The organism is Dietzia sp. 111N12-1 (assembly GCF_001658045.1).
In the GTDB taxonomy this organism is placed as follows: Bacteria; Actinomycetota; Actinomycetes; order Mycobacteriales; family Mycobacteriaceae; genus Dietzia; species Dietzia kunjamensis.
The window spans coordinates 171,334-196,528 of record NZ_LSSV01000049.1; the positions used below are offsets into that span (position 1 = coordinate 171,334).

The window sequence follows — 25,195 nt, forward strand, 5'->3', positions numbered from 1 at the left end:
CGCCCGAGACCACCAGTAGACGACCAGTGAGGCCCCCAGTGCAGACCCATGAGATCCGGCGCCGCTTCCTCGAGCACTTCGTCAGGGCCGGCCACGCCGAGGTCCCCAGTGCGTCTCTGGTGTTGGACGATCCCAACCTGCTGTTCGTCAACGCCGGGATGGTGCCGTTCAAGCCCTACTTCCTCGGCCAGGAGACCCCGCCGTACGCCACCGCGACCTCCATCCAGAAGTGCGTGCGCACCCTCGACATCGAGGAGGTGGGCATCACCACCCGCCATAACACCTTCTTCCAGATGGCCGGGAACTTCTCCTTCGGCGACTACTTCAAGGAAGGCGCCATCCGGCACGCGTGGTCGCTGCTGACCACCCCGGTCGAGGAGGACGGGTTCGGGATCGACCCCGCGCTGCTGTGGGTCACCGTGTACCTCGACGACGACGAGGCCCACGGCATCTGGCGGGACGTGATCGGGGTGCCCGAGGAGCGCATCCAACGCCGCGGTATGGCGGACAACTACTGGTCCATGGGCGTGCCCGGCCCGTGCGGACCGTGCTCGGAGATCTTCTACGACCGTGGGCCCGCCTACGGGGTGGACGGCGGGCCCGAGGCCGACGAGGACCGCTACATCGAGATCTGGAACCTCGTGTTCATGCAGAACGAGCGAGGGGAGGGCACCGGCAAGGACGCCTTCGAGATCCTCGGCCCGCTGCCCAGGCAGAACATCGACACCGGCATGGGCGTCGAGCGCGTCGCGTTCCTGCTCCAGGGCGTGGAGAACGTCTACGAGACGGACCTGCTGCGCCCGGTCATCAAGACCGCCGAGCGACTGTCCGGCGCGAAGTACGGTGCGGACGGCGCCGCCGACGTGCGGTTCCGCGTCGTCGCCGACCATGCCCGCACCGCCTACATGCTCATCTCCGACGGCGTGACGCCCGGCAACGAGGGCCGCGGGTACATCCTGCGCCGTCTACTGCGTCGCATCGTCCGCTCCGTGCGACTGCTCGGGGCGACCGGCGAGACGATGGCCGAGTTCATGGCCACCGTCCGCGACGCGATCGGGCCGTCCTTCCCCGAGACCGTCTCCGGGTACGACCGGATCGAGCGGATCGCGGTGGCCGAGGAGGTCGCGTTCCTCAAGACCCTCGAGTCCGGGACGCAGCTGTTCGAGCGCGCCGCCTCCGACGCCCGGTCGTCGGGCGCCGCGGTGCTCACCGGCCGCCAGGCGTTCGCTCTGCACGACACGCACGGTTTCCCGATCGACCTCACCCTCGAGATGGCGTCCGAGGCCGGGCTGCAGGTGGACGAGGAGGGCTTCCGCTCGCTCATGTCCGAGCAGCGCGCCCGCGCCAAGGCCGACTCCCGGGCCAAGAAGCACGCCCACGCCGACCTGTCCGTCTACCGTGACTTCCTCGACGCCGGCGAGACCGTCTTCACCGGCTTCACCGACCTGACCGACGAGTCGCGGCTGCTGGGCATCGTCTCCGGCGGCGAGGCCGTCCACGTCGCCCGCGAGGGGGACGCGGTGGAGTTCCTGCTCGACCGCACCCCGTTCTACGCCGAGTCCGGCGGACAGCTGGGCGACCGAGGCATGATCTCCACCGCCGGCTTCCAGATGCGGGTCGACGACGTCCAGAAGATCGGCAAGAAGCTCTGGGTGCACAAGGGCGTCCTCACCGGCGGCGAGGCCGAGGCCGGTCAGCTCGTCACCTCCGCCGTCGACCCCGAGTGGCGCAAGGGCGCCACCCAGGGCCACTCCGCCACCCATCTCGTCCACGCCGCACTGCGGCAGATCCTCGGCCCGGAGGCCGTCCAGGCCGGTTCGCTCAACAGGCCCGGCTACATGCGGTTCGACTTCAACTGGTCGGGTTCGATCCCCTCCGACGTCCTGGCGCAGGTCGAGGAGGTCACCAACACCGCCGTCGACGCCGACTACGGGGTCAACACCGTGGAGACCACCCTCGAGGAGGCCAAGCGCATGGGCGCCATGGCCCTGTTCGGCGAGAACTACGGCTCCCGGGTCCGCGTGGTGGAGATCGGTGGCCCCTTCTCCATGGAACTGTGCGGCGGGACCCACGTGTCCAGCTCCGCGCAGATCGGGCCCGTCAGCCTGCTGGGGGAGGCGTCCGTCGGCTCCGGGATCCGGCGTGTCGAGGCCTATGTGGGCATGGACGCGTACCGCCACCAGGCCCGGGAGCGGGCGCTCGTGTCCGGGCTGGCCGCCTCGCTCAAGGCGCCCGCCGACGAGCTGCCCGACCGCGTCGCCGCCCTCACCGCGAAACTGCGTGAGGCCGAGAGGGTGCTCGAATCCCTGCGGGCCTCCCAGCTCGCGGCCCAGGCCGGCGACCTGCTGAACTCGGCCGAGGACCTCGGTGGCATCCGGTTCCTGGCGCACAGCACCCCCGGCGGCGCCGCGGGAGACCTGCGCACCCTCGCCTCCGATCTCAAGGGACGGCTCGGCTCGGACGCCGGGGTCGTGTTCCTCACCGCCCCGGCGCAGGACAAGGTCCCGTTCGTCATCGCCGTCAGCCCCGCCGCGCAGGATCGCGGACTCAAAGCCGGCGATCTCGTCAAGGCCATCGCGCCCTCGCTCGGCGCTCGCGGCGGCGGCAAGCCGGACATGGCGCAGGGTGCCGGGTCCGACCCGGCCGGGATCGACACCGCGGTGTCCGCGCTGCGCGACGCCGTCCGGGACGCCGGATGACCGACGCCCCGGGCGCCGCGGCCGGGCCAGCCGGGCTAGCCGGGCCCGCCACGTCCGGCGGCGGATGGACCCGCGGCCGTCGGCTCGGACTGGACGTGGGCACCGCCCGCATCGGTGTGGCCTCCTGTGACCCCGACGGGATCCTCGCCACCCCCGTCGAGACCATCAAGGTCACCGACGGCGACCCCGGGTGGGCCAGTGAGCTCCGGCGTCTCGCCGAGCTCGTCGAGGAGTACGACGCCGTGGGAGTGGTGGTCGGGCTGCCCACCTCGCTCAAGGGCCGGGAGACCGCGTCCACCGCGATGGCCCGCTCGTTCGCCACCGCCCTGACGGCCGGGGCGCCGGACCTGCCGGTGGACCTCGTCGACGAGAGGCTGACGACGGTGACCGCGAGTTCGGCACTGCACGGCGCCGGCCGCAACACGCGGAAACAGCGCGACGTGATCGACCAGGCGGCCGCCGTGGTCCTGCTCCAGGCCTGGATCGACTCGCGGCACGCCCGCCGATGAGCGACCCCTCGGCCTGCCCGCCTGGATAAACTGGCCGACGAGCACGATGCTGTCCGCGTGACAGCTCCCCTGACACCATGACCGAGGAGCACGATGTCTGCGGCACGAGGACGCTCGCGTACAGGAGCCACCACGAGGTTCATCCTCCTGGCGGCCGTGATCGGGGTGGTCCTCGCCTTCGGCGTGATGGTCTACCGCAACCAGAACACCGAGGTCGCGGCGGCGCCGGACTTCGACGGACAGGGCAGCGGCAACGCGCTGCTGCACGTGGAACCGGGGGACACCCTGGGGGTCGTCGGGGACCGCCTTTACGACATCGGCACCGTGGCCAGTACCCGCGCCTTCACCGGAGCGGCGGCGGGAACGACCGTGGAGGGCATCCAGCCCGGCTACTACCAGGTCCGGCAGGAGATGAGCGCGGCCGCCGCCGTGGACGCACTGGCGGACCCGCAGAACCGCGTCGGGTTCATCGAGGTCAAACCGGGCGGCCGGCTGCTCGACACGGTCGTGGTGGGCGGCGGCAGGGAGAAGGGCATCTACACCCTGATCGCCGACGCCACGTGCCTCCGCGATCTGGACGAGCCCGAGGCCGCCCCGATGTGTCGGCAGCCCCAGGAGATGGTCGACGCGGCCGTGCAGGCCGACCCGGCGGAACTCGCGGTCCCCGAGTGGGCCATCAACGAGGTACGGGGCGCCCCTGACCCGGTCCGTCGCCTCGAGGGGTTGATCGCCCCGGGGGTCCACAACATCAACCCGCAGTCCGAGCCCGTCGAGATCCTGCGCCAGCTCATCGACGCCTCGACCGCCTCCTACGACGAGACCGGACTCGTACCGGCCGCCGACCGTATCGGTCTCACCCCCTACGAGGTGGTCACCGCCGCGTCGCTGGTGGAGAAGGAGGGCAAGCTCCAGGACTTCGACAAGGTCGCACGGGTCATCCTCAACCGCCTCGCCAAGCCCATGCGTCTCCAGTTCGACTCCACGGTCAACTACGCTCTGGCCGACCAGGAGATCGCCACCACCGACGCCGACCGGGCCGAGGTCACCCCGTGGAACACCTACGCGATGGACGGACTGCCCTACGGGCCGATCGGTTCACCGGGTCTCGACGCACTGCGCGCGATGGAGAACCCTGCAGACGGGCAGTGGAAGTACTTCGTCACGGTCGACATGGAGGGCACCACCAGATTCGCGGACGAATACCCGGAGCACGAGCGCTATCAGAGCGAGGCCATCGCCAACGGGGTCCTCGCCAGTGGTCGCTGATCCCACGGGCGCACCGCGCTCGGCGGCCGTCCTGGGGCACCCGGTGGACCACTCGCTGTCCCCGGTCCTGCACGGTGCCGCGTACCGGGCGCTCGGCCTCGACGACTGGACCTACGAGCGCATCGACTGCGACGCCGAACGACTGCCGTCTGTGGTCGACTCGTCGCCCGCCGACCGCATCGGTTACTCGGTCACGATGCCCGGCAAGTTCGCCGCCCTCGCCCACGCCGACGAGGTGAGTGAACGCGCCCGCATCGTCGGCAGCGCCAACACACTCGTCCGGCGGGCGGGCGGCTGGTTCGCCGACTGCACGGACGTCGACGGTGTGACCGGGGCGCTCGCCGCCTTCGGGGACCTCCCGGACCATCCGACGGCAGTCGTCCTGGGCGTGGGGGGAACCGCCAGACCGGTTCTCGCCGGACTCGCCGAGGCCGGCGCCACGCAGGTGGTCCTGGCCTCCAGGCGCGACAACGCCGGGCCGGCGGCCGACTGCGGACGGGCCCTCGGGCTCGGAGTCCGCACCATGGGACTCACCGACCCGGAACTGATCGGGGAGATCACGCGGGCCGATGTTCTGATCAACACCGTCCCCGAACCCGGCGTGCGGGCGCTCACGGACCTGGTCGCCGGCGCCCGACGGGTGTTCGACGTCCTCTACGACCCCTGGCCCACCGCGGCCGGCGCAGCAGCCCTGGCCGCGGGCATCCCCGTGGTCGGTGGCGACGTGATGTTGCTCCACCAGGCCTTCGGTCAGGTGGAGCTGTTCACCGGGCACCCGGCGCCGCGCGGGGAGATGGCCGCCGCGCTTTTTAGGGCACTCGGTCGCTGACCGCGCGGACATGGAGACGCGGGGACACGGGGACGCCCACCGTGCCGGAGCCGCACGGCCGGATGATCGGTCAGATGCCCGAGGGCTCCGTGGCACGACGGGGGGCGACCGTCTCGAAGTCGGCCGGGTCCGCGGTCCGGGTGCGACGCTGGTACTCGTGCACCAGTCCCGGCCAGTTCGTCGTGATCCGGCCTGAGTCCGCCTTGTACCAGGAGTCGCAACCGCTCCACACCGACGCACCGAGGCGGCGCATGATCTCGTCGTCGTAGGCCTCGTGCACCTCGCGACGGACGTCCACGGCCACCGTCCGATCCGCCCGAGCCAGTTCCTCGACCACCTGGCGGATGTACCTCGCCTGCTGTTCGATCATGAGGATGATCGAGCTGCTCCCGAGATTGGTGTTGGGTCCGTAGATCACGAACATGTTGGGGAAGCCCGGCACGGCCATCCCGAGATACGCGCGCGCACCCTCTCGCCACTGCTCGTGCAGGTCCCGACCGCCGCGTCCACGCACGGTGATCGGTGCCAGGAAGTCGGTGGCCCGGAAACCCGTGCCGTACACCACGACATCGACGGGACGCACCCGTCCGTCCGCGGTGACGATCCCCTCGGGGACGACCTCGGCGACGGTGTCGGTCACCACGTCGACGTTCGGCTGCGCGAGTGCGGGGTACCACTGGTTGCTGAACAGCATCCGCTTGCACCCGATCGGTTCCGTCGGGGTGAGGGCCTCGCGCAACCGGGGGTCGCGGACGGTGAGCCGCAGATTGGCGCGGGCGAGCCCGCCGAGGATCCTGGCGAGCGGCCGCGCGGAGGTCAATGCCAGGCCGATGACCTCCGTCGTCTCCCAGATCGTGCCGCGCATCGCGGTCATGAGGCCGGGGACACGGGCGAACGCCGCCCGGTGGGCGTCCGTGTAGGCGCGGTCCGGCTTGGGCACCACCCACGGCGCCGAGCGTTGGTAGACGGTCACGTGCGCGGCCACCTCGCGGATGCGGGGGACGAACTGGATGGCCGAGGCCCCGGTGCCGAGTACCGCGACCCGCTTACCGGTCAGATCGACATCGTGCCGCCACTCGGCCGAGTGGAACGACGGGCCGGCGAACGTCTCCGACCCGGGGATGTCCGGATAGGCCGGACGGGACAGCTGACCCACCGCGGGCACGAGCACCTCGGCCTCGAACGACTCGCCGGAGGCGGTGTGCACCGTCCACGTGGCGCTGTCGTCGTCGAACTCCGCGGAGGTCACCTCGATGCCGGTGCGCACGAGTTCGCGCAGGCCGTACCTGTCGGCGGTCTCCCGGATGTAGGACAGGATGTCGGGTTGCTCGGCGTAGCGACGGCCCCAGTCCGTCCTGCGGTGGAAGGAGTACGAGTAGAGGTTCGACGGGACGTCGCAGGCCGCTCCGGGGTAGGTGTTGTCCCGCCACACCCCTCCGACGTCGTCGGCCTTCTCCAGGATCGTCACCTCGGCCAGGCCGTCACGGGTGAGCTCGTAGGCGGCGCCGAGGCCACCGAATCCGGCTCCGATGATGATCACGCGCGGTCGTCGCCGCCGGGTCCCGGGGGAGGAGGAAGAGGTCATGTCGTGACGGTAGTGCCCCGGCCCCGCGTGGCCGCAGACATTCACGGACGAATAATCCATAATTCCGGACATGACCACCTGGGACGACCCCGCGGTCCCACACTGGGACTTCCCCCGCTCGGCCATCGGGATCGGCGTGCTCGTCGAGGCCGGGGAGCGGCTCGGCGTGGAGGCCGGCCGGGTCCTGCAGGGGATCGCGCTCTCCCCGGCCGACCTCGCCACCCCCGATCTACTCGTGACGCCGGACCAGGAACTGACCGCGATCCGCAACCTCCGCGCCGCCGCGGGCGACCGGCCCGCCCTCGCCGCCGAGGTGGGCGCCACCTACCGGTTGACCACCTTCGGGATCTTCGGATACGCCCTGCTGTCGAGCCCGACGCTCCGCGACGTGATCGCCGTGACGCTCCGCTTCATCGACTTGAGCTACATCTTCAGCACGATCGGTGTGGAGTCGACGGGGGACAGGATCGTGGTGCGTCTGGAGGACACCGCGCTCCCGGACGACGTCCGCGAGTTCCTCGTGGACCGCGACCTGTTCGCGATCCACTCCGTCCTCGGCGAGCTCGTCCCCGGAGGTGTCCCGTTCACCGACATCTCCTTCGGTGGGGGGCGGTCATCCGGGACCCTGACCGCATACGGGGACCGGCTCGGCCTCGTGCCGTCGGAGTCCGACCACGGCACCGGCGTCACGATGGTCCTCGACGCCGCGCGTCTCGACGAACCGCTCCCGCAGGGGAGCCCGGCGGCGGTGACGGTGGCCGAGGCCATGTGCCGCGACCTGGCCGCCACCCGCCGGACCCGGGGGCCGGTGAGCAGCCGGGTCCGCGTCGAGATCGCCGGTCGTCTCACGCAGGGGGCCTCCATGTCTTCGGTGGCCGCCGGGCTGGGGGTCAGTTCCCGGACCCTGCGCAGGCACCTGTCGGACGAGGGCACGTCGTTCCAGCGGCTTCTCGACGACGTCCGGCTGGAACTGGCCAGGCGGATGCTGGCGACCGGTCTGCTGTCGGTGGAGGACGTCGCGTTGCGTCTGGGGTATGCCGAGGCCTCGAGCTTCATTCACGCGTTCCGGCGTCTCACCGGTGACACCCCGCACCGGGCCGTCGTCGCCTCGCGGGCACGGCGGTCCGCGACGACCCGGGCCTGATGTGCCGGGCCGTACCCCGACGTGGGATGATCGGCGACGTGCTGAAGTGGACCACTGCCGGAGAATCGCACGGCCAGGCCCTGGTGACGATCGTCGAGGGCGTGATCGCCGGGGTCGAGGTGACGAGCGACGAGATCGCCTCGCAACTCGCCCGCCGTCGCCTGGGCTACGGCCGCGGGGCGCGGATGAAGTTCGAGGCGGACGCCGTCCGGGTCCTCGGCGGCGTCCGCCACGGCCGGACCATGGGATCGCCGGTGGCGATCGAGGTCGGCAACACCGAGTGGCCCAAGTGGGAGCAGATCATGTCGGCGGACCCCGTCGACCCGGAGGCGATCGACGACAAGGCCCGCGCCGCCCGCCTGACCCGCCCGCGGCCCGGTCACGCCGACTTCTCCGGGATGCTCAAGTACGACTTCGACGACGCCCGGATGGTCCTCGAGCGCGCGAGCGCCCGGGAGACCGCCGCCCGGGTCGCGGCCGGGACGGTCGCCCGTGCGGTGCTGCGGGACGTCCTCGGCGTCGAGGTCCTCTCGCACGTCATCTCCATCGGTGCGTCCGAGCCGTACGTCGGTCCTGAACCCGGGTACGCGGACCTCGAGGACATCGACGCCAGCCCTGTGCGGGCCTTCGATGCCGCCGCCGCGGAGTCGATGATCGCCGAGATCGAGGCCGCGAAGAAGGCCGGGGACACCCTCGGGGGCGTCGTCGAGGTGGTCGTCCACGGCCTCCCGATCGGTCTCGGCTCCCACGTGTCCGGCGACAATCGTCTCGACGCACAGCTCGCCGGCGCCCTCATGGGCATCCAGGCCATCAAGGGTGTCGAGGTGGGGGACGGCTTCGAGACCGCGCGCCGCCGTGGCAGCGTCGCCCACGACGAGATGGTCCGCGGTGACGACGGCGTCGAGCGTCGTAGCAACCGGGCCGGGGGCCTGGAGGGCGGCATGACCAACGGTCAGCCCCTGCGGGTACGGGCAGCGATGAAGCCCATCTCCACGGTGCCCCGTGCGCTGAGCACGGTGGACATGGAGGACGGATCCGCGGCCACCGCCATCCACCAGCGGTCGGACGTGTGTGCGGTTCCGGCGGCGGGCGTCGTCGCGGAGTCGATGGTCGCCCTCGTGCTGGCCCGCGCGGTCCTGCAGAAATTCGGTGGCGACTCGCTGGCGGAGACCCGCCGGAACGTCGGCGGATACCTCGACGCGGTCGCCGAGCGGCTGGACTGGGCGACGGACGAGGCATGAGCGAGCCGGCACGGCCGGTCGCCGTGCTCGTGGGACCACCCGGTGCCGGCAAGACGACCATCGGCCGCAAGCTCGCCCGGCGGCTCGACGTGCCGTTCCGCGACGCCGACCACCTCATCGAGGAGGCCGAGGGCCGGACCATCCCCGAGATCTTCGCCACCGACGGCGAGCCGCACTTCCGCGAGATCGAGGAGCGGATCATCGGTGACGCGCTCACGTCGTTCGACGGCGTCCTGTCCCTTGGGGGCGGGGCGGTCCTGTCGGCGGTGACCCGGCGACGCCTGCGAGGCCACCGGGTCGTCCACCTCACGATCGGGGTGGCCGAGGGGGTGCGCCGATCCCAGGGTCCGGGTCGCCCGCTGTTGGCCGGGGGCGACGTCACAGCCCGGTACCAGGCACTGCTGACCGAACGCTCGCCGCTGTACCGGGAGGTCGCCTGGACCACCGTGAGCACCGAGCGGCGCAGTTCGGGCAAGGTGGTGACGGACATCGTCGACAGGCTCCACTCCGGCGACCCGCACCTGCGGGGCGGCGTTCGGAGATGAGTGACGACCAGACGCGTAGCGACACGAGTGCGACACGAGCGATGAGCGGGAGCAGCAGATGAACCAGGACGAGAACACCACCGAGCCCGTCGTCGTGGAGGTACGCGCCGCGGACCCGTACCCCGTGGTCATCGGCCGGGGCCTGCTCCCGGAGATCCTCGAGGCGTGTTCGTCCTCGCGAACCGTGGCGATCTTCTACCAACCGCCGCTGGCCCAGACCGCCGAGGCGCTCCGCGAGAAGCTCGCCGACGCCGGCATCGACGCCCACCGGATCGAGATCCCGGACGCGGAGGCCGGCAAGGACCTCGCCGTCGCCGGGTACTGCTGGGACGTCCTGGGCCAGATCGGGTTGAACCGCAAGGACACCGTCGTGAGCCTCGGCGGGGGCGCGGCCACCGACCTCGCGGGCTTCGTCGCCGCCACCTGGATGCGTGGCGTCCGGGTCGTACACATCCCCACCACCCTGCTGGCGATGGTCGACGCCGCGGTCGGTGGTAAGACCGGAATCAACACCGATGCCGGGAAGAACCTGGTGGGCTGCTTCCACGAGCCCGCCGCCGTGTTCATCGACACCGCGACGCTCGAGACCGTCCCGCACAACGAGTTGGTCTCCGGAATGGCCGAGGTGGTCAAGTGCGGCTTCATCGCCGACCCGGAGATCCTCGACCTCATCGAGGCGGATCCCGCTGCGGCGCTCGATCCGGGCGGCGAGACGATCGTCGAGCTCATCCGCCGCAGCGTGCAGGTCAAGGCCGACGTGGTCGGCCAGGACCTCAAGGAGTCCGGCCTGCGGGAGATCCTCAACTACGGCCACACCCTCGGCCACGCCGTGGAGCGTCGCGAGCAGTACCGGTGGCGTCACGGCGCGGCGATCAGCGTCGGGATGTGCTTCGTCGCCGAGCTCGCCAGGCTGGCGGGCCGACTGGACGACGCGACGGCGGACCGCCACGCCTCCGTCCTCGCGTCCCTCGGACTTCCCACCGGGTACGACGAGGACGCCTTCCCGCGGTTGCTCGAGCTGATGGCCGGCGACAAGAAGAACCACTCGGGTTTCCTGCGGCTGGTCGTGCTGGACGGACTGGCCCGCCCGTCGCGCATGGAGGCCCCGGACCCGTCGCTGATGACGGCGGCGTACGCCACCATCTCGGAGGGCCGCAAGCCCAGCGGTGGAGGGATCCTGCTGTGATCGAGCGACTCGCCCCACGTCGCCGCGCCGTCGCCGCCGCCCTCGCCGACATCGGTGCCGACGCCCTGCTGGTGACCGACCCACGGAACATCGCCTATCTGACCGGGTTCTCCGGGTCGGGTGGGGCCGTCCTGGTGGAGGACGACGGCGAGGCGGTCCTCTGCACGGATTCCCGCTACGAACTCCAGGTGGTCGAGCAGGCCCCGGACGTGGGCCACGTGATCTCGCGCGAGTACATCGCCGGCGTCCTCGGTCGTCGTCGCGGACCCGCGGACGCCCCGCTCGCGGTCGAGGCCGATCAGCTGACCCTGTCCGCGGCCGCCGGACTGCGCCGTGCGCTCGCGGCGACCGGGGGAGCGGACGCCCGGATGGTGGAGACCAGCGGGCTGGTGGAGACGGTGCGCCGCGCCAAGGATCCCGACGAGCTCGCCCTCATCGCCAGAGCGTGCACGGTGGTCGACGAGGCGTGGACCCACGTGCTGGGCAGCGACCTGGTGGCGGCCGGTCGGACCGAACGAGAGGTCGCGGCGGACCTGGAGCACGCGATGCGGCGGGCCGGTTCGGACGGCGTGGCGTTCGAGACGATCGTGGCCTCCGGACCCAACGGAGCGCACCCGCACCACGTTCCCGGGGACCGGGTCTTGGCGGAGGGCGACCTGGTGGTGGTGGACTTCGGAGCCACGGTCTCGGGGTACGCGTCCGACTGCACCCGCACGGTCGCGTTGGGGACCGCCCCGGACCGTCTGGTGGAGGCCTACGAGGTCGTCCGCCGAGCTCAGATCGCGGGGGTCGAGGCCGTCCGCGCCGGCGTCCCGTGCGCCGAGCTCGACGCCGTCAGCCGCGACATCATCACCGACGCCGGGTTCGGCGACCACTTCGGCCACTCGCTGGGGCACGGGGTGGGGTTGGACGTGCACGAAGCGCCCGCGGTGTCGACCCGGTCCACGAGTACACTGTCCGACGGCGATGTGATCACCATCGAGCCGGGGATCTACCTCCCGGGCCTCGGCGGGATCCGAATCGAGGACACCGTGGCCGTCACCGGCGGTGGCGGACGGTCCCTGACCACCACGTCGAAGGACCTCAGGGTGCTCTGAGGATCCGACCCACGATCATGCGCGCGACGCCGCCCCCGGCTGCGGCGCGGACGACTTCCCGAAGGAGTACCGACTATGGCGTCCACCGCCGATTTCAAGAACGGCCTCGTCCTCAAGGAGGAGGGCCAACTCTGGCAGATCACCGAGTTCCAGCACGTCAAGCCCGGCAAGGGCCCCGCGTTCGTGCGGACCAAGATGAAGAACGTGGTCAGCGGCAAGACCATCGACAAGACGTTCAGTGCCGGCGTGAAGGTGGAGACCGCGACCGTCGACCGGCGCGACATGACCTTCCTCTACCGCGACGGCGAGGACTACGTCCTCATGGACGAGAAGGACTTCGAGCAGATCAACGTCACCCCGACCGTGATGGGTGACGGTGCCCGCTTCCTGCTCGAGAACACCTCGGTCCAGGTCTCCATCCACGAGGGTGTCCCGCTGTTCGCCGAGATGCCGGTCGCCGTCGACCTGCTGGTCCAGCACACCGACCCGGGCCTGCAGGGCGACCGTTCGACCGGTGGCACCAAGCCGGCGACCCTCGAGACGGGTGCCGAGGTCCAGGTGCCGCTGTTCATCAACACCGGCGACAAGCTGCGCATCGACACCCGTGACGGCCGCTACCTCAGCCGGGTGAACGACTGATCATGTCGGAAGACGTCGACCACCGCCGTCGCGGATCACGTTACCGGGCGCGTAGGCGCGCGGTCTCGCTGCTGTTCGAGGCGGAGCTACGTGACGCGGCCGTGGTGGCGCTCGCCGAGGAGCGTCGGCAGATGGGCGAGGACTCCCAGGAGTTCCACGACGTCGCGCCCTACACGATGGAGATCGTCACCGGCGTCGCCGAGCGGCTCGACCGCCTCGACTCCACCATCACCGAGCACCTGAGGGAGTGGACGCTGGAGCGGCTGCCCGCCGTCGACCGCGCGGTCCTGCGCGCCGGTGCGTGGGAACTGCTCTTCGGCTCGGACGAGGTGGACGCCGCCGTCGTGATCGACCAGGCGGTCCTTCTGGTGTCCGACCTGTCCGCGGAGAAGTCGGTTCCGTACGTCAACGCGGTCCTCGACCGCGTGGCCGGCCTGGCCCAGCACATCAGGGCCGCCGAGCGGGCCGTGGCGGGCCTGGACACCCCGTCCGCCGACGCTGCCTCCGAGGCCGCCGGCGACGAGCCCGGAGACGTGTCGGAGGCCACGTCCGCCGATCCCGGAACGGACACCGGGGACTGATAGAGTTCGGGACCGAAAGCTATCCCTTTAACGAGCCGTCCAGCGAGGCGGACAAGGAGGTGGTGATCGGTGAGCGCTGACGGTTCGCAAGAGAACTCGGTGTCACTCTTCACGTCCGACGACGTCGCCAGGACGGTGTCCCGCCTGGCACATCAGATCATCGAACGCACTGCTGCGGACGCGCCCGATTCGGGCCCCGTGGTGCTGCTCGGAATCCCCACCCGCGGGGTGCCGCTCGCCGCCCGACTCGCCGAGAGGATCCGTGAGTTCAGCGGCGCGGACGTCCACGCCGGGGCCCTCGACGTCACGCTCTACCGCGACGACCTCGCCGGGGGCCCGCACCGGCCGATGAACCCCACGCGGGTCCCGTCGGCCGGGATCGACGGCGCGACGGTGATCCTCGTGGATGACGTCCTGTTCTCGGGCCGGACCATCCGCGCGGCGTTCGACGCCCTGCGCGACCTCGGTCGACCGGCGCGGGTCCAGCTCGCCGTGCTGGTCGACCGCGGGCATCGTGAACTGCCGATCCGGGCCGACTACGTGGGCAAGAACGTCCCCACCTCCCGCGACGAGGGAGTGTCCGTCCGGCTCACCGAGGTCGACGGGGTCGACGCCGTGGTCCTGCGGCGTCCGGACGCGGAGAGGACGAGATGAAGCACCTGCTCTCGGCCGCCGACCTCGACCGCGACTCGGCCCTGTCCATCCTCGACGAGGCGGAACGACTCAAGGAGACGCTCCTCGGTCGCGAGGTCCGCAAGTTGCCGACACTGCGGGGCAAGACCGTCCTCACCGTGTTCTACGAGAACTCCACCCGCACGCGGGTGTCGTTCGAGACGGCCGGCAAGTGGATGAGCGCGGACGTTATCAACGTCTCCGCCAGCGCCTCCTCGGTCCAGAAGGGCGAGTCGTTGCGCGACACGGCGCTCACCCTGACCGCCATCGGCGCGGACGCCCTCATCGTGCGTCACCCCGCCTCCGGGTCCGCTCAGCAGATCGCCGGGTGGGTCGCGCCGGGTGGCGTCGGCCCGTCGGTCATCAACGCCGGTGACGGGATGCACGAGCACCCCACCCAGGCCCTGCTCGACGCCATGACCCTGCGTGAACGCCTCGGCGGGATAGACGGACGCCGGGTGGTGATCGTCGGGGACATCCTGCACTCGCGCGTCGCCCGGTCCAACGCCCTGTTGCTGTCGACGTTGGGCGCCGAGGTGGTCCTCGTCGCCCCGCCGACCCTGCTCCCGGTGGGAGTCGACGGCTGGCCGGTCCGCGCGTCGACCGACCTCGACGCGGAGTTGGACGGTGCGGACGCCGTCATGATGCTGCGCGTCCAGGCCGAGCGGATGAACGGTGGGTTCTTCCCGTCCGCCCGCGAATACGCGGTGCGCTACGGGCTCGGGCCGACGCGCGCCGCCCGGCTCCGCGACGACGTCGTGGTCCTGCACCCGGGTCCGATGGTCCGTGGGATGGAGATCGGCTTCGACACCGCCGACGCGCCGTCCTCCGCGATCCTCCAGCAGGTGACCAACGGCGTGCACGTGCGCATGTCGGTCCTGCTCCACACTCTCGTCACGGCGGAAGGAACCCCTGAGTGAGCGCCCCCCACACACCGACCCTGTTGCTACGGCGGGTGCGTCCCTACGGCGAGGGCGACCCGGTCGACGTCCTCGTCCGCGACGGCGTCGTCGCCGCGATCGGTCCGGACGCGGGCGGGTCCGTGGACCTGTCCGCGCCGGGCACCGAGGTCCTCGATGCGGACGACGCCGTGCTGCTGCCGGGGTTCGTCGACCTGCACACCCACCTGCGTGAACCCGGTCGCGAGGACACCGAGACCATCGCCTCGGGTTCTGCCGCCGCGGCCCGCGGGGGGTACACGGCGGTGTTCGCCATGGCCAACACCCAACCCCCGCAGGACAACCAGACGGTGACCGACTCGGTCTGGCGGATCGGCCGCGAGGTCGGACTGTGCGACGTGCACCCCGTCGGCGCCGTCACCGTGGGTCTCCAGGGTGAGCAGCTCACCGAGATGGGGCAGATGGCCGCGGGGGAGGCCCGCGTCAGGGTGTTCTCCGACGACGGGATGTGCGTCCACGACCCGCTGGTGATGCGTCGAGCCCTGGAGTACTCGGCCGGATTGGGCGTCCTCGTCGCCCAGCACGCCGAGGAACCCCGGCTCACCGGCGGCGCCGTGGCCCACGAGGGGCCCCACGCCGCACGCCTGGGACTGGCCGGATGGCCGCGGTCGGCGGAGGAATCGATCGTCGCCCGAGACGCGATCCTGGCCCGCGACGCCGGTGCCCGCGTGCACATCTGCCACGCCTCCACGACCGGCACCGTCGAACTGCTGCGGTGGGCCAAGGACCAGGGGATCTCGATCACCGCCGAGGTCACCCCGCACCACCTGCTCCTCGACGACTCCCGGCTCGAGACCTACGACGGCGTCTACCGGGTCAACCCGCCCCTGCGCGAGGCACACGACACCCTCGCGCTGCGCGAGGCGCTGAGGTCCGGCGTGATCGACTGCGTCGCCACCGACCACGCCCCGCACGCCGCGCAGGAGAAGTGCTGCGAGTTCGCCGCCGCCCGGCCGGGCATGCTCGGACTCGAGACCGCCCTGCCGATCGTCGCCGCCCTGCTGGTCGAGACCGGGGACATGACCTGGCGGGACCTCGCCCGTGTCATGAGCACCCGGCCCGCCGAGATCGCCGGCCTGTCGGACCAGGGGCGACCGATCGCCGTAGGGGAGCCCGCGAACCTCGTCGTCGTCGACCCCGACTCCCCGTGGACCGTCGTCGGCGACGCGCTCGCAAGTCTGTCCGCCAACACCCCCTACGAGGGAATGACATTCGCGGCCAGGGTCGTCGGCACCGTGTACCGGGGCCGCCTGACCACCCGCGACGGAGAGGTACTCGCATGACCCAGGACTACTGGACCGTCATCATCGTCATCGCCGTGCTGCTCGCGCTGATCGGTCTGATGACGCTGGGATGGCGGAACCGTAGCCGGTCCCAGGCCGGGCTCTTCGACGAGCTCCCCACCCCGCCCGCCGACCCGGGCGAGATCGTCCTGGGGCCGCTGACCGGTGTGTACATCGGCAGCACCGTCGCGGGGGACTGGCAGGCCCGGATCGCCCGCCCGCCCCTCGGCCACCGCTCCGCCGGCACCCTGACCGCCCACACCGGCGGCATACGCCTCGAGCTGGCCGACGCCGTCGTGTGGATCCCCCGCGCCGACCTCGTCGACGTGCGCCGCGCCTCGGCGCTGGCCAACAAGACCGTGCCCGGCGGCGGCATCCTCGTCGCGCGATGGCAGGTGACGGGCACCGACGGCCGAACGCTCGTCGACTCCGGTTTCCGGGCGGACGACAAGGACACCTACCCCCGCTGGGAGGCGCTGCGCGGAGACGCCGACCCCTCCGACACGCCCACCGACTCCAGCTCCACCACCGAGGAGAACCAGTGACACCGCACAGCACCACGCCCGCGCCCCAGGCGGGCCCGCAACCCGCCGCGCTCGTCCTCGAGGACGGACGCATCCACCGCGGCACCTCCTTCGGCGCGACCGGGACCACCCTCGGGGAGGCCGTGTTCACCACCGGCATGTCCGGCTACCAGGAGACCCTCACCGACCCCTCCTACTGCCGTCAGATCGTCGTGGCCACCGCGCCGCAGATCGGCAACACCGGCTGGAACGACGAGGACGGCGAGTCCCTCCTCGACGGTGAGGCCCGCGGGGGCCGGATCTGGGTCTCCGGCTTCGTGATCCGCGACCTGTCGCGACAGCCCTCCAACCACCGGTCCAGCCGCAGCCTCGAAGACGAGATGGCCGCCCAGGGCGTGGTCGGCATCGCCGGTATCGACACGCGCGCGGTGGTCCGCCACATCCGGGAGCTCGGGGCCATGAAGGCCGGGATCTTCTCGGGCGACGACCTGACCGACGACGAGACCATGCTCACCGCGGTCCGGGCCCAGGAATCCATGGCCGGCGCGTCGTTGTCCGACGAGGTCTCCACGCGCGAGGCCTACGTGGTGGAGCCGGAGGGCGAGGCGTCCTACACGATCGCCGCACTGGACCTGGGGATCAAGACCAACACCCCCCGGATGCTCACCGAGCGCGGGGTCCGCGTCCACGTCCTGCCCGCCGACTCGACGCTGCAGGACATCCTCGACCTCGGCGTCGACGGGGTGTTCCTGTCCAACGGTCCGGGCGACCCGGCGACGGCCGACCACGCGGTGCACCTCACCAAGGAGGTGCTGGGCCAGGGGATCCCCTTCTTCGGCATCTGCTTCGGAAACCAGATCCTCGGCCGGGCTCTGGGGCTGGAGACCTACAAGATGCAGTTCGGGCACCGCGGCATCAACATCCCGGTGATCGAGAAGGCCACCGGCGCCGTGGCCATCACCTCCCAGAACCACGGGTTCGCGCTGCGCGCCCCGGAGGGTGACACCTGGCAGACCCCGTGGGGCACGGCCGCCGTGACCCACGTGTGCGCCAACGACGGCACCGTCGAGGGCGTCGCCCTGGTCGACGGCAGCGCCTTCTCCGTCCAGTACCACCCCGAATCCGCGGCGGGCCCCCGGGACGCCGCCGACCTCTTCGACCGCTTCGTCAGCCTGCTCGAATCCTCCGACCTCGGCTCCGCAGACTCCAGAAAGGGTTCGAACTGATGCCCCGGCGCACAGACATCAACCACGTCCTCGTCATCGGCTCCGGGCCGATCGTCATCGGCCAGGCCTGCGAGTTCGACTACTCGGGCACCCAGGCCTGCCGCGTGCTCAAGTCCGAGGGCCTGCGCGTGACCCTGGTCAACTCCAACCCGGCCACGATCATGACCGACCCGGAGTTCGCCGACGCCACCTACGTCGAGCCCATCACGCCCGAGTTCATCGACAAGATCCTGACCAAGGAGGCCGCCGACGGCCACCCCGTGGACGCGGTGCTCGCGACCCTCGGTGGGCAGACCGCGCTGAACGCGGCCATGCAGCTGGACGCCCAGGGGCTCCTCGACAAGCACGGGGTCGAGCTCATCGGCGCGGACATCCCCGCCATCAACCGCGGCGAGGACCGGCAGACCTTCAAGGACATCGTGGCCAGCGTCGGCGGCGAGTCGGCCCGCAGCGCCGTCTGCCACACGATGGAGGAGGTCCATGCCACCGTCGCCGAGCTGGGGCTGCCGGTCGTGGTCCGGCCCTCCTTCACCATGGGCGGCCTCGGCTCGGGTCTGGCCTACACCACCGAGGACCTCGAGCGCATCGCCGGCGGCGGGCTGTCCGCCTCGCCGACCGCGAACGTCCTCATCGAGGAGTCCATCCTCGGGTGGAAGGAGTACGAGCTCGAGCTGATGCGCGACAACAAGGACAACGTCGTCGTGATCTGCTCGATCGAGAACGTGGACGCCCTGGGTGTGCACACCGGCGACTCCGTCACCGTCGCGCCGTCGATGACGCTGACCGACCGCGAGTTCCAGAACATGCGCGACCTGGGCATCGCGATCATCCGTGCCGTGGGCGTGGACACCGGTGGCTGCAACATCCAGTTCGCCATCAACCCCGTCGACGGCCGCCTGGTCGTGATCGAGATGAACCCCCGGGTCTCGCGGTCCTCCGCGCTGGCCTCCAAGGCCACCGGCTTCCCGATCGCCAAGATCGCCGCACGGCTGGCCATCGGGTACTCGCTCGACGAGATCACCAACGACATCACCGGCGAAACCCCCGCGTGCTTCGAGCCGACCCTCGACTACGTGGTGGTCAAGGCGCCCCGGTTCGCCTTCGAGAAGTTCCCGGGTGCCGACGACACCCTCACCACCACCATGAAGTCGGTGGGCGAGGCCATGAGCCTGGGGCGCAACTACCGGGAGGCCCTCGGCAAGGTCATGCGGTCGCTGGAGACCAAGGCCTCGGGATTCTGGACCTTGCCCGACGAGACCATCGCACCCGGGCGCTCCACCGACGTGGATGCGGTGCTCGCCGACCTGGTCCGTCCGACCGAGGGCCGGATGTACGACGTCGAGCTGGCGCTGCGCCTGGGGGCGACGGTCCAGCAGGTCCACGAGGCCTCCGGCATCGACCCGTGGTTCCTCGAGGAGGTGGCCGAGCTCGTGGACCTGCGCCGCGAGATCGTCGACGCCGCCGTGCTGGGCGCGGACCTGCTGCGTCGGGCCAAGCACAACGGTCTGTCGGACGCGCAGATCGCCGCCCTCCGGCCCGAGTTCGCCGGTGCCGAGGGCGTGCAGCGCCTGCGCCACAGGCTGGGGATCCGGCCCGTCTACAAGACGGTCGACACGTGTGCCGCGGAGTTCGAGGCCAAGACCCCGTACCACTACTCGACCTACGAGCTCGACCCCGCCGCCGAGTCCGAGGTCGCCCCGCAGACCGAGCGCGAGAAGGTGATCATCCTCGGTTCCGGGCCCAACCGCATCGGCCAGGGCATCGAGTTCGACTACTCCTGCGTGCACGCCGCCCTGACGCTGTCCGAGGCCGGGTACGAGACGGTCATGGTCAACTGCAACCCGGAGACGGTCTCGACCGACTACGACACGGCCGACCGGCTGTACTTCGAGCCCCTGACGTTCGAGGACGTCATGGAGGTCTACCACGCCGAGTCCGAGTCCGGCACGGTCGCCGGGGTGCTGGTGCAGCTCGGTGGCCAGACCCCGCTGGGGCTGGCCGCGCAGCTCGAGGCCGCCGGCGTGCCCATTGTGGGCACCAGCCCGTCCGCGATCGACCTGGCCGAGGACCGCCGCGAGTTCGGTGAGGTGCTGGTCCGGGCGGGGCTGCCGGCCCCGGCGTTCGGCACCGCGATCAACGCCGACGAGGCGACCGCCATCGCCGCCGACATCGGGTACCCGGTACTGGTGCGCCCGTCCTACGTGCTGGGCGGCCGGGGCATGGAGATCGTCTACGACGAGGGCTCCCTGCGCTCGTACATCGACCGCGCCACCGAGATCAGTCCGGACCGTCCGGTGCTGGTGGACCGCTTCCTCGACGACGCCGTGGAGATCGACGTCGACGTCCTGTGCGACGGCACCGAGGTGTACCTGGGCGGCGTCATGGAGCACATCGAGGAGGCCGGCATCCACTCCGGCGACTCCGCGTGCACGCTGCCGCCGATCACCCTCGGACAGGACGACATCGACAGGGTCCGCCGCTCCAGCGAGGCGCTGGCCATGGGCATCGGCGTCAAGGGCCTGATGAACGTGCAGTACGCCCTCAAGGACGACGTGCTCTACGTCCTCGAGGCCAACCCCCGGGCCAGCCGGACGGTGCCCTTCGTGTCCAAGGCGACCGGGGTGCACCTGGCCAAGGCGTGTGCCCGCATCATGCTGGGCGAGTCGATCGCCGACCTGCGCGCGGAGGGGCTGCTCCCGTCCGACCGGGACGGCGGCTCCCTTCCCGCGGACGCCCCCGTCGCCGTCAAGGAGGCGGTGCTGCCGTTCAACCGGTTCCGCACCCCGGAGGGCGACACCGTGGAGTCCCTGCTGAGCCCGGAGATGAAGTCGACGGGTGAGGTCATGGGCATCGGCCCGGACTTCGCCGTGGCCTTTGCCAAGGGCCAGCTGTCCGCCGACGGCGTGCTGCCGCTGTCGGGCACGGTGTTCGTCTCGGTGGCCAACCGGGACAAGCGGTCGATGGTGTTCCCGGCCCAGCGTCTGGCGGCGCTCGGGTTCACGGTGCTGGCCACCGAGGGCACGGCGCTCATGCTCCGCCGGTACGGCATCGCCTGCGAGACCGTGGCCAAGCTGACCGAGTCCGGCACCGGCCCGGTCGACGAGGACGGCCGGCCGATCCGCACGATCGTCGACCGCATCAACGCCGACGAGGTGGACCTCATCCTCAACATCGCCTCGTCGACCGGGGGCACCCGTGCCGACGGCCACGAGATCCGCTCCGCGGCGATCTCCCGCCGCGTGCCCTGCGTGACCACCGTCCAGGGTGCCACCGCGGCGGTCCACGGGATCGAGGCCATGCTGCGCGGCGACGTCAGCGTCAGCCCCCTGCAGGAGCTGCACGCCGGGTACGCGGCGCGGTGACGTCGACCGCGGCCCCGTTCGGTGCCCGACTGCGCAGGGCGGTCGCCGAGCGGGGCAACCTCTGCGTGGGCATCGACCCCCACCCGGCGCTGCTGGAGGCGTGGGGCCTGGGCGTCGACGCGGCGGGCGTCGCGGAGTTCTCGCGGCGGTCTCTCGAGGCCTTCGGTGACCTGGTCCCCGCGGTCAAGCCCCAGGTGGCGTTCTTCGAGGAGCACGGGTCCGCCGGGTTCCGGGTCCTGGAGGAGCTCCTGGCCGCCATCGGCGAGTGCGGGGCGCTGTCGGTGGCCGACGCCAAACGCGGCGACATCGGCTCCACCATGGCCGGGTACGCCCGCGCGTGGCTGCGGGACGGGTCCCCGCTGGCCTGCGACGCGCTCACGGTGTCCCCGTACCTCGGGGTGGGCGCACTGGACGCGGCGTTCGAGACGGCGGCCTCCACCGGCCGGGGCCTGTTCGTGCTCGCCCGGACCTCCAACCCCGAGGCCGGGCCCCTGCAGGGCTCGGCGGGCCCGACCGGCACGGTCGCCCAGTCCGTCGTCGACGAGGTGGCCCGGCGGAACGCCCGCGTCGGGGATGGTGCACCGGGGCCCTTCGGCGTGGTCGTCGGGGCGACGGTGACCGACCCCCCCAGGCTCGACGAGCTCTCCGGCCCGGTCCTCATGCCCGGGGTGGGGGAGCAGGGCGGCACCCTGGCCGACGTCCGCAGGATCGCCGGGCCCGCGCTCCCGCTCACCCTGGTCAACGTCTCGCGGCACGTGCTCCGCACCGGGCCGGACGTCGACGCGATGCGCGCGACGGTCGTCGAACTCGCCGCACAGTACAGGTTCTCCGACGACTCCTGAGTCGCCGCGTTCCACACGGGTGTACCGGCGTCCCACCCGTGACGGCCGCCCGGAGCCTGGCTCGCGGGAATCGGGCGGTTCGCGTCGCGCCCCCGGCCGGGCGGCGCTAGGGTGCCATACAACCTCGAACCGTCAATGCGCAGATCAGACGGGGTGCCACAGCGGGACCCCGTCTGGTACCCGGCCGGTCGGCCGCGTACTGTTGCTGAGGTCATCAGGCCCGGAGCCGTGGAAGTCCCCCTCGGGGGCGGCGGAACCGCCCGGGTACGGTGAGCACGAGGGAGCGCCCGCTCCCGGAGGTGTTCCGCAGCCCGCGGACGCGCCGGGGCCGGTCACCGCACACCAGGCGGGGGTGTCCTACGGTGGACATCCGCGTGAGTCATGAGACACACACGAACGAGACGGAGGAATTGTGGCCCTTCCCCAGTTGACCGATGAGCAGCGCGCTGCTGCTCTGGAGAAGGCGGCTGCCGCCCGTCGCGCCCGGGCTGAGCTCAAGGAGCGCCTGAAGCGTGGCGGCACCGACCTCAAGCAGGTGCTCAAGGATGCCGAGAGCGACGAGATCCTCGGCAAGATGAAGGTCTCGGCGCTGCTCGAGGCCCTGCCCAAGGTCGGCAAGGTCAAGGCTCAGGAGATCATGACCGAGCTCGAGATCGCGCCGACGCGTCGTCTGCGTGGTCTCGGTGACCGCCAGCGTCGCGCACTGCTCGAGCGGTTCGACTTCACGGTCGACTGATCGACGCATGAACACACCGTCATCCGGGGCCACCCCGGAGACGACGGCGAAGAGGGGCCGGCTGATCGTCTTGGCCGGCCCCTCCGCCGTCGGGAAGTCAACCGTCGTCGCCCGTCTCCGCGAGTGCGTCCCCGACCTCTACTTCAGCGTGTCGATGACCACACGGGACCCGAGGCCCGGGGAGGTCGACGGCCGCGACTACTACTTCGTGTCCACCGAGGACTTCCGGAAAGCGGTATCCGAGGGTCGGATGTTGGAGTGGGCGGAGATCCACCGCGGCCTGCAGCTCTCCGGGACCCCCGCCGATCCGGTGCACCGCGCGCTCGAGGCGGGACGACCGGTCCTCATCGAGGTGGACCTCGCCGGGGTGCGCCAGATCCGCGAGTCGATCCCGGAGGGCAGGACCGTGTTCCTCGCCCCGCCGTCGTGGGAGGAACTCGAGGTCCGGTTGCGTGGCCGGGGCACCGAACCGCAGGACGTGGTGGACCGCCGACTTGAGACCGCGAAGGTCGAGATGGAGGCCCGCGGAGAGTTCGACGAGGTCGTCGTCAACGACGAACTCGAAAAGGCCGTGGACGAGTTGGTATCATTGCTGGTCGGCCGCGACTAGCGGCGAGCCCAGCGTCACCAGGGTGTCATCGACGACACCGACCCCAGGCAGTACCCCAGAGGAGAACCCATAGTGGCCACCACCGAAGCCGCAGCGGCCACCCCGCTGTACGACACCCCGATCGGCATCACGAACCCCCCGATCGACGAGCTGCTCGAGCGGGCGTCCTCGAAGTACGCACTCGTGATCTTCGCCGCCAAGCGGGCGCGCCAGATCAACTCGTACTACAACCAGATCGAGGAGGGCATCCTCGAGTACGTCGGCCCGCTGGTCGACCCGGGGCTGCACGAGAAGCCCCTGACCATCGCGCTGCGTGAGCTGCACTCCGACCTGCTCGATTGCGCCGAAGGCGAGTGAGCCCCTCCGGGGACGACATGCGCGGCCCGCGCGTCGTCGTCGGAGTCGGCGGCGGGATCGCCGCCTACAAAGCATGTGGCCTCATCCGGTTGCTCACCGAGTCCGGATGCCACGTCGACGTCGTCCCCACAGAGGCGGCCCTGCGATTCGTCGGGTCCGCCACCTTCGAGGCGCTGTCCGGGAACCCGGTGTCCACCGGGGTGTTCTCGGACGTGCCCTCGGTCCGCCACGTCGCCCTCGGGCAACGGGCGGACCTCGTCGTCGTCGCTCCCGCCACCGCGGACCTGCTGGCCCGCGCGGCGAGCGGGCGCGCCGACGATCTCCTCACCTCCACACTCCTCACCGCCCGGTGCCCGGTGCTCCTCGCCCCGGCCATGCACACCGAGATGTGGGAGCACCCCGCGACGCGTCGCAACGTCGACACCCTCCGGGGCGACGGCATCCACGTCATGCCGCCGGCGTCCGGCCGGCTCACCGGCGCCGACACCGGCGCGGGGCGACTACCGGAGCCCGCCGACATCGCACGGTTGGCCCGGCTCCTCCTCGACGGCGGATCACTGGCGTGGGACCTCGCCGGCACGCGCATCGTCGTCACCTCCGGAGGTACCCGCGAGGAGATCGACCCCGTGCGCTTCCTCGGTAACCGCAGCTCGGGCAAGCAGGGCCACGCGATCGCCGCGGTGGCCGCCGCCCGGGGTGCCAGGGTGACCCTGGTGACGTCCTCCGATCTGCCCACCCCGCCCGCGGTCGAGGTCGTGCACATCGAGTCCGCCCTCGAACTGCGGGAGCAGACGCTGCGCGCAGCTGCGCGGGCGGACGTGGTCGTCAAGGCCGCCGCCGTCGCCGACTTCCGGCCCACCGACGTCTCCGATTCCAAGCTCAAGAAGGGCAGCGAGTCCGAGCCGGCGGAGATCCGCCTCCGGCGGAACCCGGACATCCTCGCCGACCTGGTCTCCGCGCGTGTGGCGGGGGACGTCCCGGCCGACTGCGTGCTGGTGGGTTTCGCCGCCGAGACCGGGGACGCGTCGGGCTCGGTCCTCGAGCACGGTCGCGCCAAGCTCGCCCGGAAGGGGTGCGACCTCCTCGTCGTCAACGAGGTGGGACGGGACACCACCTTCGGGCAGGACGTCAACGGCGGCTGGATCCTCGACTCGGGCGGCGGCGAGACGGCCCTCGAGCGCGCCAGCAAGGACCTCCTGGCCGACCGTCTACTCGACGCGATCGTGGGGATCGCTCGCGGGCGGACCGGGCGGAGTGACGCGGACCGCACCGACTAGTCTGTCCCCACGCGATCGGCAACGAT

General features: G+C 71.2%; 23 protein-coding genes. 22 read left to right on the forward strand and 1 reads right to left on the reverse strand.

Translation table 11 applies throughout. The features are described from left to right. The first annotated feature begins 38 nt into the window (after positions 1-38). The 4 genes from alaS (at position 39) to AYO52_RS12730 (ending at position 5,303) form a co-directional block, all read left to right on the forward strand. Complete coding sequence (gene alaS / locus AYO52_RS12715; RefSeq protein ID WP_067717910.1) at positions 39-2,699, forward strand: alanine--tRNA ligase; 2,661 nt, start codon at positions 39-41, stop codon at positions 2,697-2,699. Continuing rightward, complete coding sequence (gene ruvX / locus AYO52_RS12720; protein WP_082923988.1) at positions 2,696-3,208, forward strand: Holliday junction resolvase RuvX; 513 nt, start codon at positions 2,696-2,698, stop codon at positions 3,206-3,208. The genes alaS and ruvX overlap by 4 nt, the downstream gene beginning before the upstream one ends. Before the next feature lie 93 nt (positions 3,209-3,301). After that, on the forward strand, positions 3,302-4,474 hold the full coding sequence (gene mltG, locus AYO52_RS12725) for an endolytic transglycosylase MltG (protein ID WP_067717913.1): 1,173 nt from the start codon (positions 3,302-3,304) through the stop codon (positions 4,472-4,474). Continuing rightward, entirely contained in the window at positions 4,464-5,303 is an 840-nt protein-coding gene (locus AYO52_RS12730; RefSeq protein ID WP_067717916.1) for a shikimate dehydrogenase, read from the forward strand. Before mltG ends, AYO52_RS12730 begins: the two co-directional genes overlap by 11 nt. Positions 5,304-5,373: 70 nt before the next feature. Here the strand turns inward: AYO52_RS12730 and AYO52_RS12735 are convergent, their stop codons facing one another. Continuing rightward, positions 5,374-6,888, reverse strand: coding sequence for an NAD(P)/FAD-dependent oxidoreductase (locus AYO52_RS12735; protein WP_067717919.1), 1,515 nt, complete (start codon positions 6,886-6,888; stop codon positions 5,374-5,376). Positions 6,889-6,958: 70 nt separating this feature from the next. On the opposite strand from AYO52_RS12735, the gene AYO52_RS12740 reads away from it, so the two are divergent. From AYO52_RS12740 to coaBC, 18 genes are all read left to right on the forward strand, one after another. Next, on the forward strand, positions 6,959-8,032 hold the full coding sequence (locus AYO52_RS12740; RefSeq protein ID WP_067717922.1) for an AraC family transcriptional regulator: 1,074 nt from the start codon (positions 6,959-6,961) through the stop codon (positions 8,030-8,032). Between the two features lie 26 nt (positions 8,033-8,058). Beyond that, positions 8,059-9,273 (forward strand): chorismate synthase, encoded by a 1,215-nt coding sequence (gene aroC / locus AYO52_RS12745; RefSeq protein ID WP_067717925.1) that lies wholly within the window; start codon positions 8,059-8,061, stop codon positions 9,271-9,273. Next, the gene (locus AYO52_RS12750) at positions 9,270-9,818 is read left to right on the forward strand and encodes a shikimate kinase (protein WP_067717927.1); all 549 of its coding nucleotides are present in this window, start codon (positions 9,270-9,272) and stop codon (positions 9,816-9,818) included. Before aroC ends, AYO52_RS12750 begins: the two co-directional genes overlap by 4 nt. A gap of 58 nt (positions 9,819-9,876) precedes the next feature. After that, positions 9,877-11,004, forward strand: a complete 1,128-nt coding sequence (aroB, locus tag AYO52_RS12755) for a 3-dehydroquinate synthase (RefSeq protein ID WP_067717930.1) — start codon at positions 9,877-9,879, stop codon at positions 11,002-11,004. After that, positions 11,001-12,101 (forward strand): aminopeptidase P family protein, encoded by a 1,101-nt coding sequence (locus AYO52_RS12760; RefSeq protein WP_067717933.1) that lies wholly within the window; start codon positions 11,001-11,003, stop codon positions 12,099-12,101. The genes aroB and AYO52_RS12760 overlap by 4 nt, the downstream gene beginning before the upstream one ends. Positions 12,102-12,176: 75 nt before the next feature. Next, positions 12,177-12,740: an elongation factor P gene (gene efp / locus AYO52_RS12765; RefSeq protein ID WP_067717936.1), complete on the forward strand. Its 564-nt coding sequence runs from the start codon at positions 12,177-12,179 to the stop codon at positions 12,738-12,740. A 2-nt stretch (positions 12,741-12,742) separates the two neighbouring features. Next, positions 12,743-13,321, forward strand: coding sequence for a transcription antitermination factor NusB (gene nusB, locus AYO52_RS12770; RefSeq protein WP_067717938.1), 579 nt, complete (start codon positions 12,743-12,745; stop codon positions 13,319-13,321). A gap of 69 nt (positions 13,322-13,390) precedes the next feature. Beyond that, the gene (gene pyrR, locus AYO52_RS12775) at positions 13,391-13,975 is read left to right on the forward strand and encodes a bifunctional pyr operon transcriptional regulator/uracil phosphoribosyltransferase PyrR (RefSeq protein ID WP_067717941.1); all 585 of its coding nucleotides are present in this window, start codon (positions 13,391-13,393) and stop codon (positions 13,973-13,975) included. Beyond that, a complete protein-coding gene (locus AYO52_RS12780; RefSeq protein ID WP_067717943.1) occupies positions 13,972-14,913 on the forward strand; it encodes an aspartate carbamoyltransferase catalytic subunit in 942 nt (313 codons plus the stop codon). The genes pyrR and AYO52_RS12780 overlap by 4 nt, the downstream gene beginning before the upstream one ends. After that, positions 14,910-16,235, forward strand: coding sequence for a dihydroorotase (locus AYO52_RS12785; protein WP_067717946.1), 1,326 nt, complete (start codon positions 14,910-14,912; stop codon positions 16,233-16,235). The genes AYO52_RS12780 and AYO52_RS12785 overlap by 4 nt, the downstream gene beginning before the upstream one ends. Further along, complete coding sequence (locus AYO52_RS12790; RefSeq protein WP_067717949.1) at positions 16,232-16,780, forward strand: hypothetical protein; 549 nt, start codon at positions 16,232-16,234, stop codon at positions 16,778-16,780. Before AYO52_RS12785 ends, AYO52_RS12790 begins: the two co-directional genes overlap by 4 nt. Then, a complete protein-coding gene (carA, locus tag AYO52_RS12795) occupies positions 16,777-17,985 on the forward strand; it encodes a glutamine-hydrolyzing carbamoyl-phosphate synthase small subunit (protein ID WP_067717951.1) in 1,209 nt (402 codons plus the stop codon). The genes AYO52_RS12790 and carA overlap by 4 nt, the downstream gene beginning before the upstream one ends. Then, positions 17,985-21,347 carry a carbamoyl-phosphate synthase large subunit gene (carB, locus tag AYO52_RS12800; protein ID WP_067717954.1) on the forward strand — a complete coding sequence of 1,121 codons (3,363 nt, stop codon included), beginning with the start codon at positions 17,985-17,987 and terminating at the stop codon, positions 21,345-21,347. Before carA ends, carB begins: the two co-directional genes overlap by 1 nt. Next, on the forward strand, positions 21,344-22,189 hold the full coding sequence (gene pyrF / locus AYO52_RS12805) for an orotidine-5'-phosphate decarboxylase (RefSeq protein ID WP_067717957.1): 846 nt from the start codon (positions 21,344-21,346) through the stop codon (positions 22,187-22,189). Before carB ends, pyrF begins: the two co-directional genes overlap by 4 nt. Positions 22,190-22,601: 412 nt before the next feature. Further along, the gene (gene mihF / locus AYO52_RS12810; RefSeq protein WP_007631925.1) at positions 22,602-22,925 is read left to right on the forward strand and encodes an integration host factor, actinobacterial type; all 324 of its coding nucleotides are present in this window, start codon (positions 22,602-22,604) and stop codon (positions 22,923-22,925) included. Positions 22,926-22,932: 7 nt separating this feature from the next. Continuing rightward, positions 22,933-23,535 (forward strand): guanylate kinase, encoded by a 603-nt coding sequence (gene gmk / locus AYO52_RS12815; protein WP_067717960.1) that lies wholly within the window; start codon positions 22,933-22,935, stop codon positions 23,533-23,535. 72 nt (positions 23,536-23,607) lie between these two features. Further along, a complete protein-coding gene (rpoZ, locus tag AYO52_RS12820; RefSeq protein WP_061228655.1) occupies positions 23,608-23,892 on the forward strand; it encodes a DNA-directed RNA polymerase subunit omega in 285 nt (94 codons plus the stop codon). Beyond that, entirely contained in the window at positions 23,889-25,169 is a 1,281-nt protein-coding gene (gene coaBC, locus AYO52_RS12825) for a bifunctional phosphopantothenoylcysteine decarboxylase/phosphopantothenate--cysteine ligase CoaBC (RefSeq protein WP_172812163.1), read from the forward strand. The genes rpoZ and coaBC overlap by 4 nt, the downstream gene beginning before the upstream one ends. Positions 25,170-25,195: the final 26 nt, after the last annotated feature.

Excerpts from the sequence above, each read along its gene's own strand:
- ruvX (WP_082923988.1), top strand. The coding sequence starts at position 2,696 with ATGACCGACGCCCCGGGCGCCGCGGCCGGGCCAGCCGGGCTAGCCGGG.
- mltG (WP_067717913.1), top strand. The coding sequence starts at position 3,302 with ATGTCTGCGGCACGAGGACGCTCGCGTACAGGAGCCACCACGAGGTTC.
- AYO52_RS12735 (WP_067717919.1), bottom strand. The coding sequence starts at position 6,888 with ATGACCTCTTCCTCCTCCCCCGGGACCCGGCGGCGACGACCGCGCGTG.
- AYO52_RS12740 (WP_067717922.1), top strand. The coding sequence starts at position 6,959 with ATGACCACCTGGGACGACCCCGCGGTCCCACACTGGGACTTCCCCCGC.
- aroC (WP_067717925.1), top strand. The coding sequence starts at position 8,059 with ATGATCGGCGACGTGCTGAAGTGGACCACTGCCGGAGAATCGCACGGC.
- AYO52_RS12750 (WP_067717927.1), top strand. The coding sequence starts at position 9,270 with ATGAGCGAGCCGGCACGGCCGGTCGCCGTGCTCGTGGGACCACCCGGT.
- aroB (WP_067717930.1), top strand. The coding sequence starts at position 9,877 with ATGAACCAGGACGAGAACACCACCGAGCCCGTCGTCGTGGAGGTACGC.
- efp (WP_067717936.1), top strand. The coding sequence starts at position 12,177 with ATGGCGTCCACCGCCGATTTCAAGAACGGCCTCGTCCTCAAGGAGGAG.
- nusB (WP_067717938.1), top strand. The coding sequence starts at position 12,743 with ATGTCGGAAGACGTCGACCACCGCCGTCGCGGATCACGTTACCGGGCG.
- AYO52_RS12780 (WP_067717943.1), top strand. The coding sequence starts at position 13,972 with ATGAAGCACCTGCTCTCGGCCGCCGACCTCGACCGCGACTCGGCCCTG.
- AYO52_RS12790 (WP_067717949.1), top strand. The coding sequence starts at position 16,232 with ATGACCCAGGACTACTGGACCGTCATCATCGTCATCGCCGTGCTGCTC.
- carB (WP_067717954.1), top strand. The coding sequence starts at position 17,985 with ATGCCCCGGCGCACAGACATCAACCACGTCCTCGTCATCGGCTCCGGG.
- gmk (WP_067717960.1), top strand. The coding sequence starts at position 22,933 with ATGAACACACCGTCATCCGGGGCCACCCCGGAGACGACGGCGAAGAGG.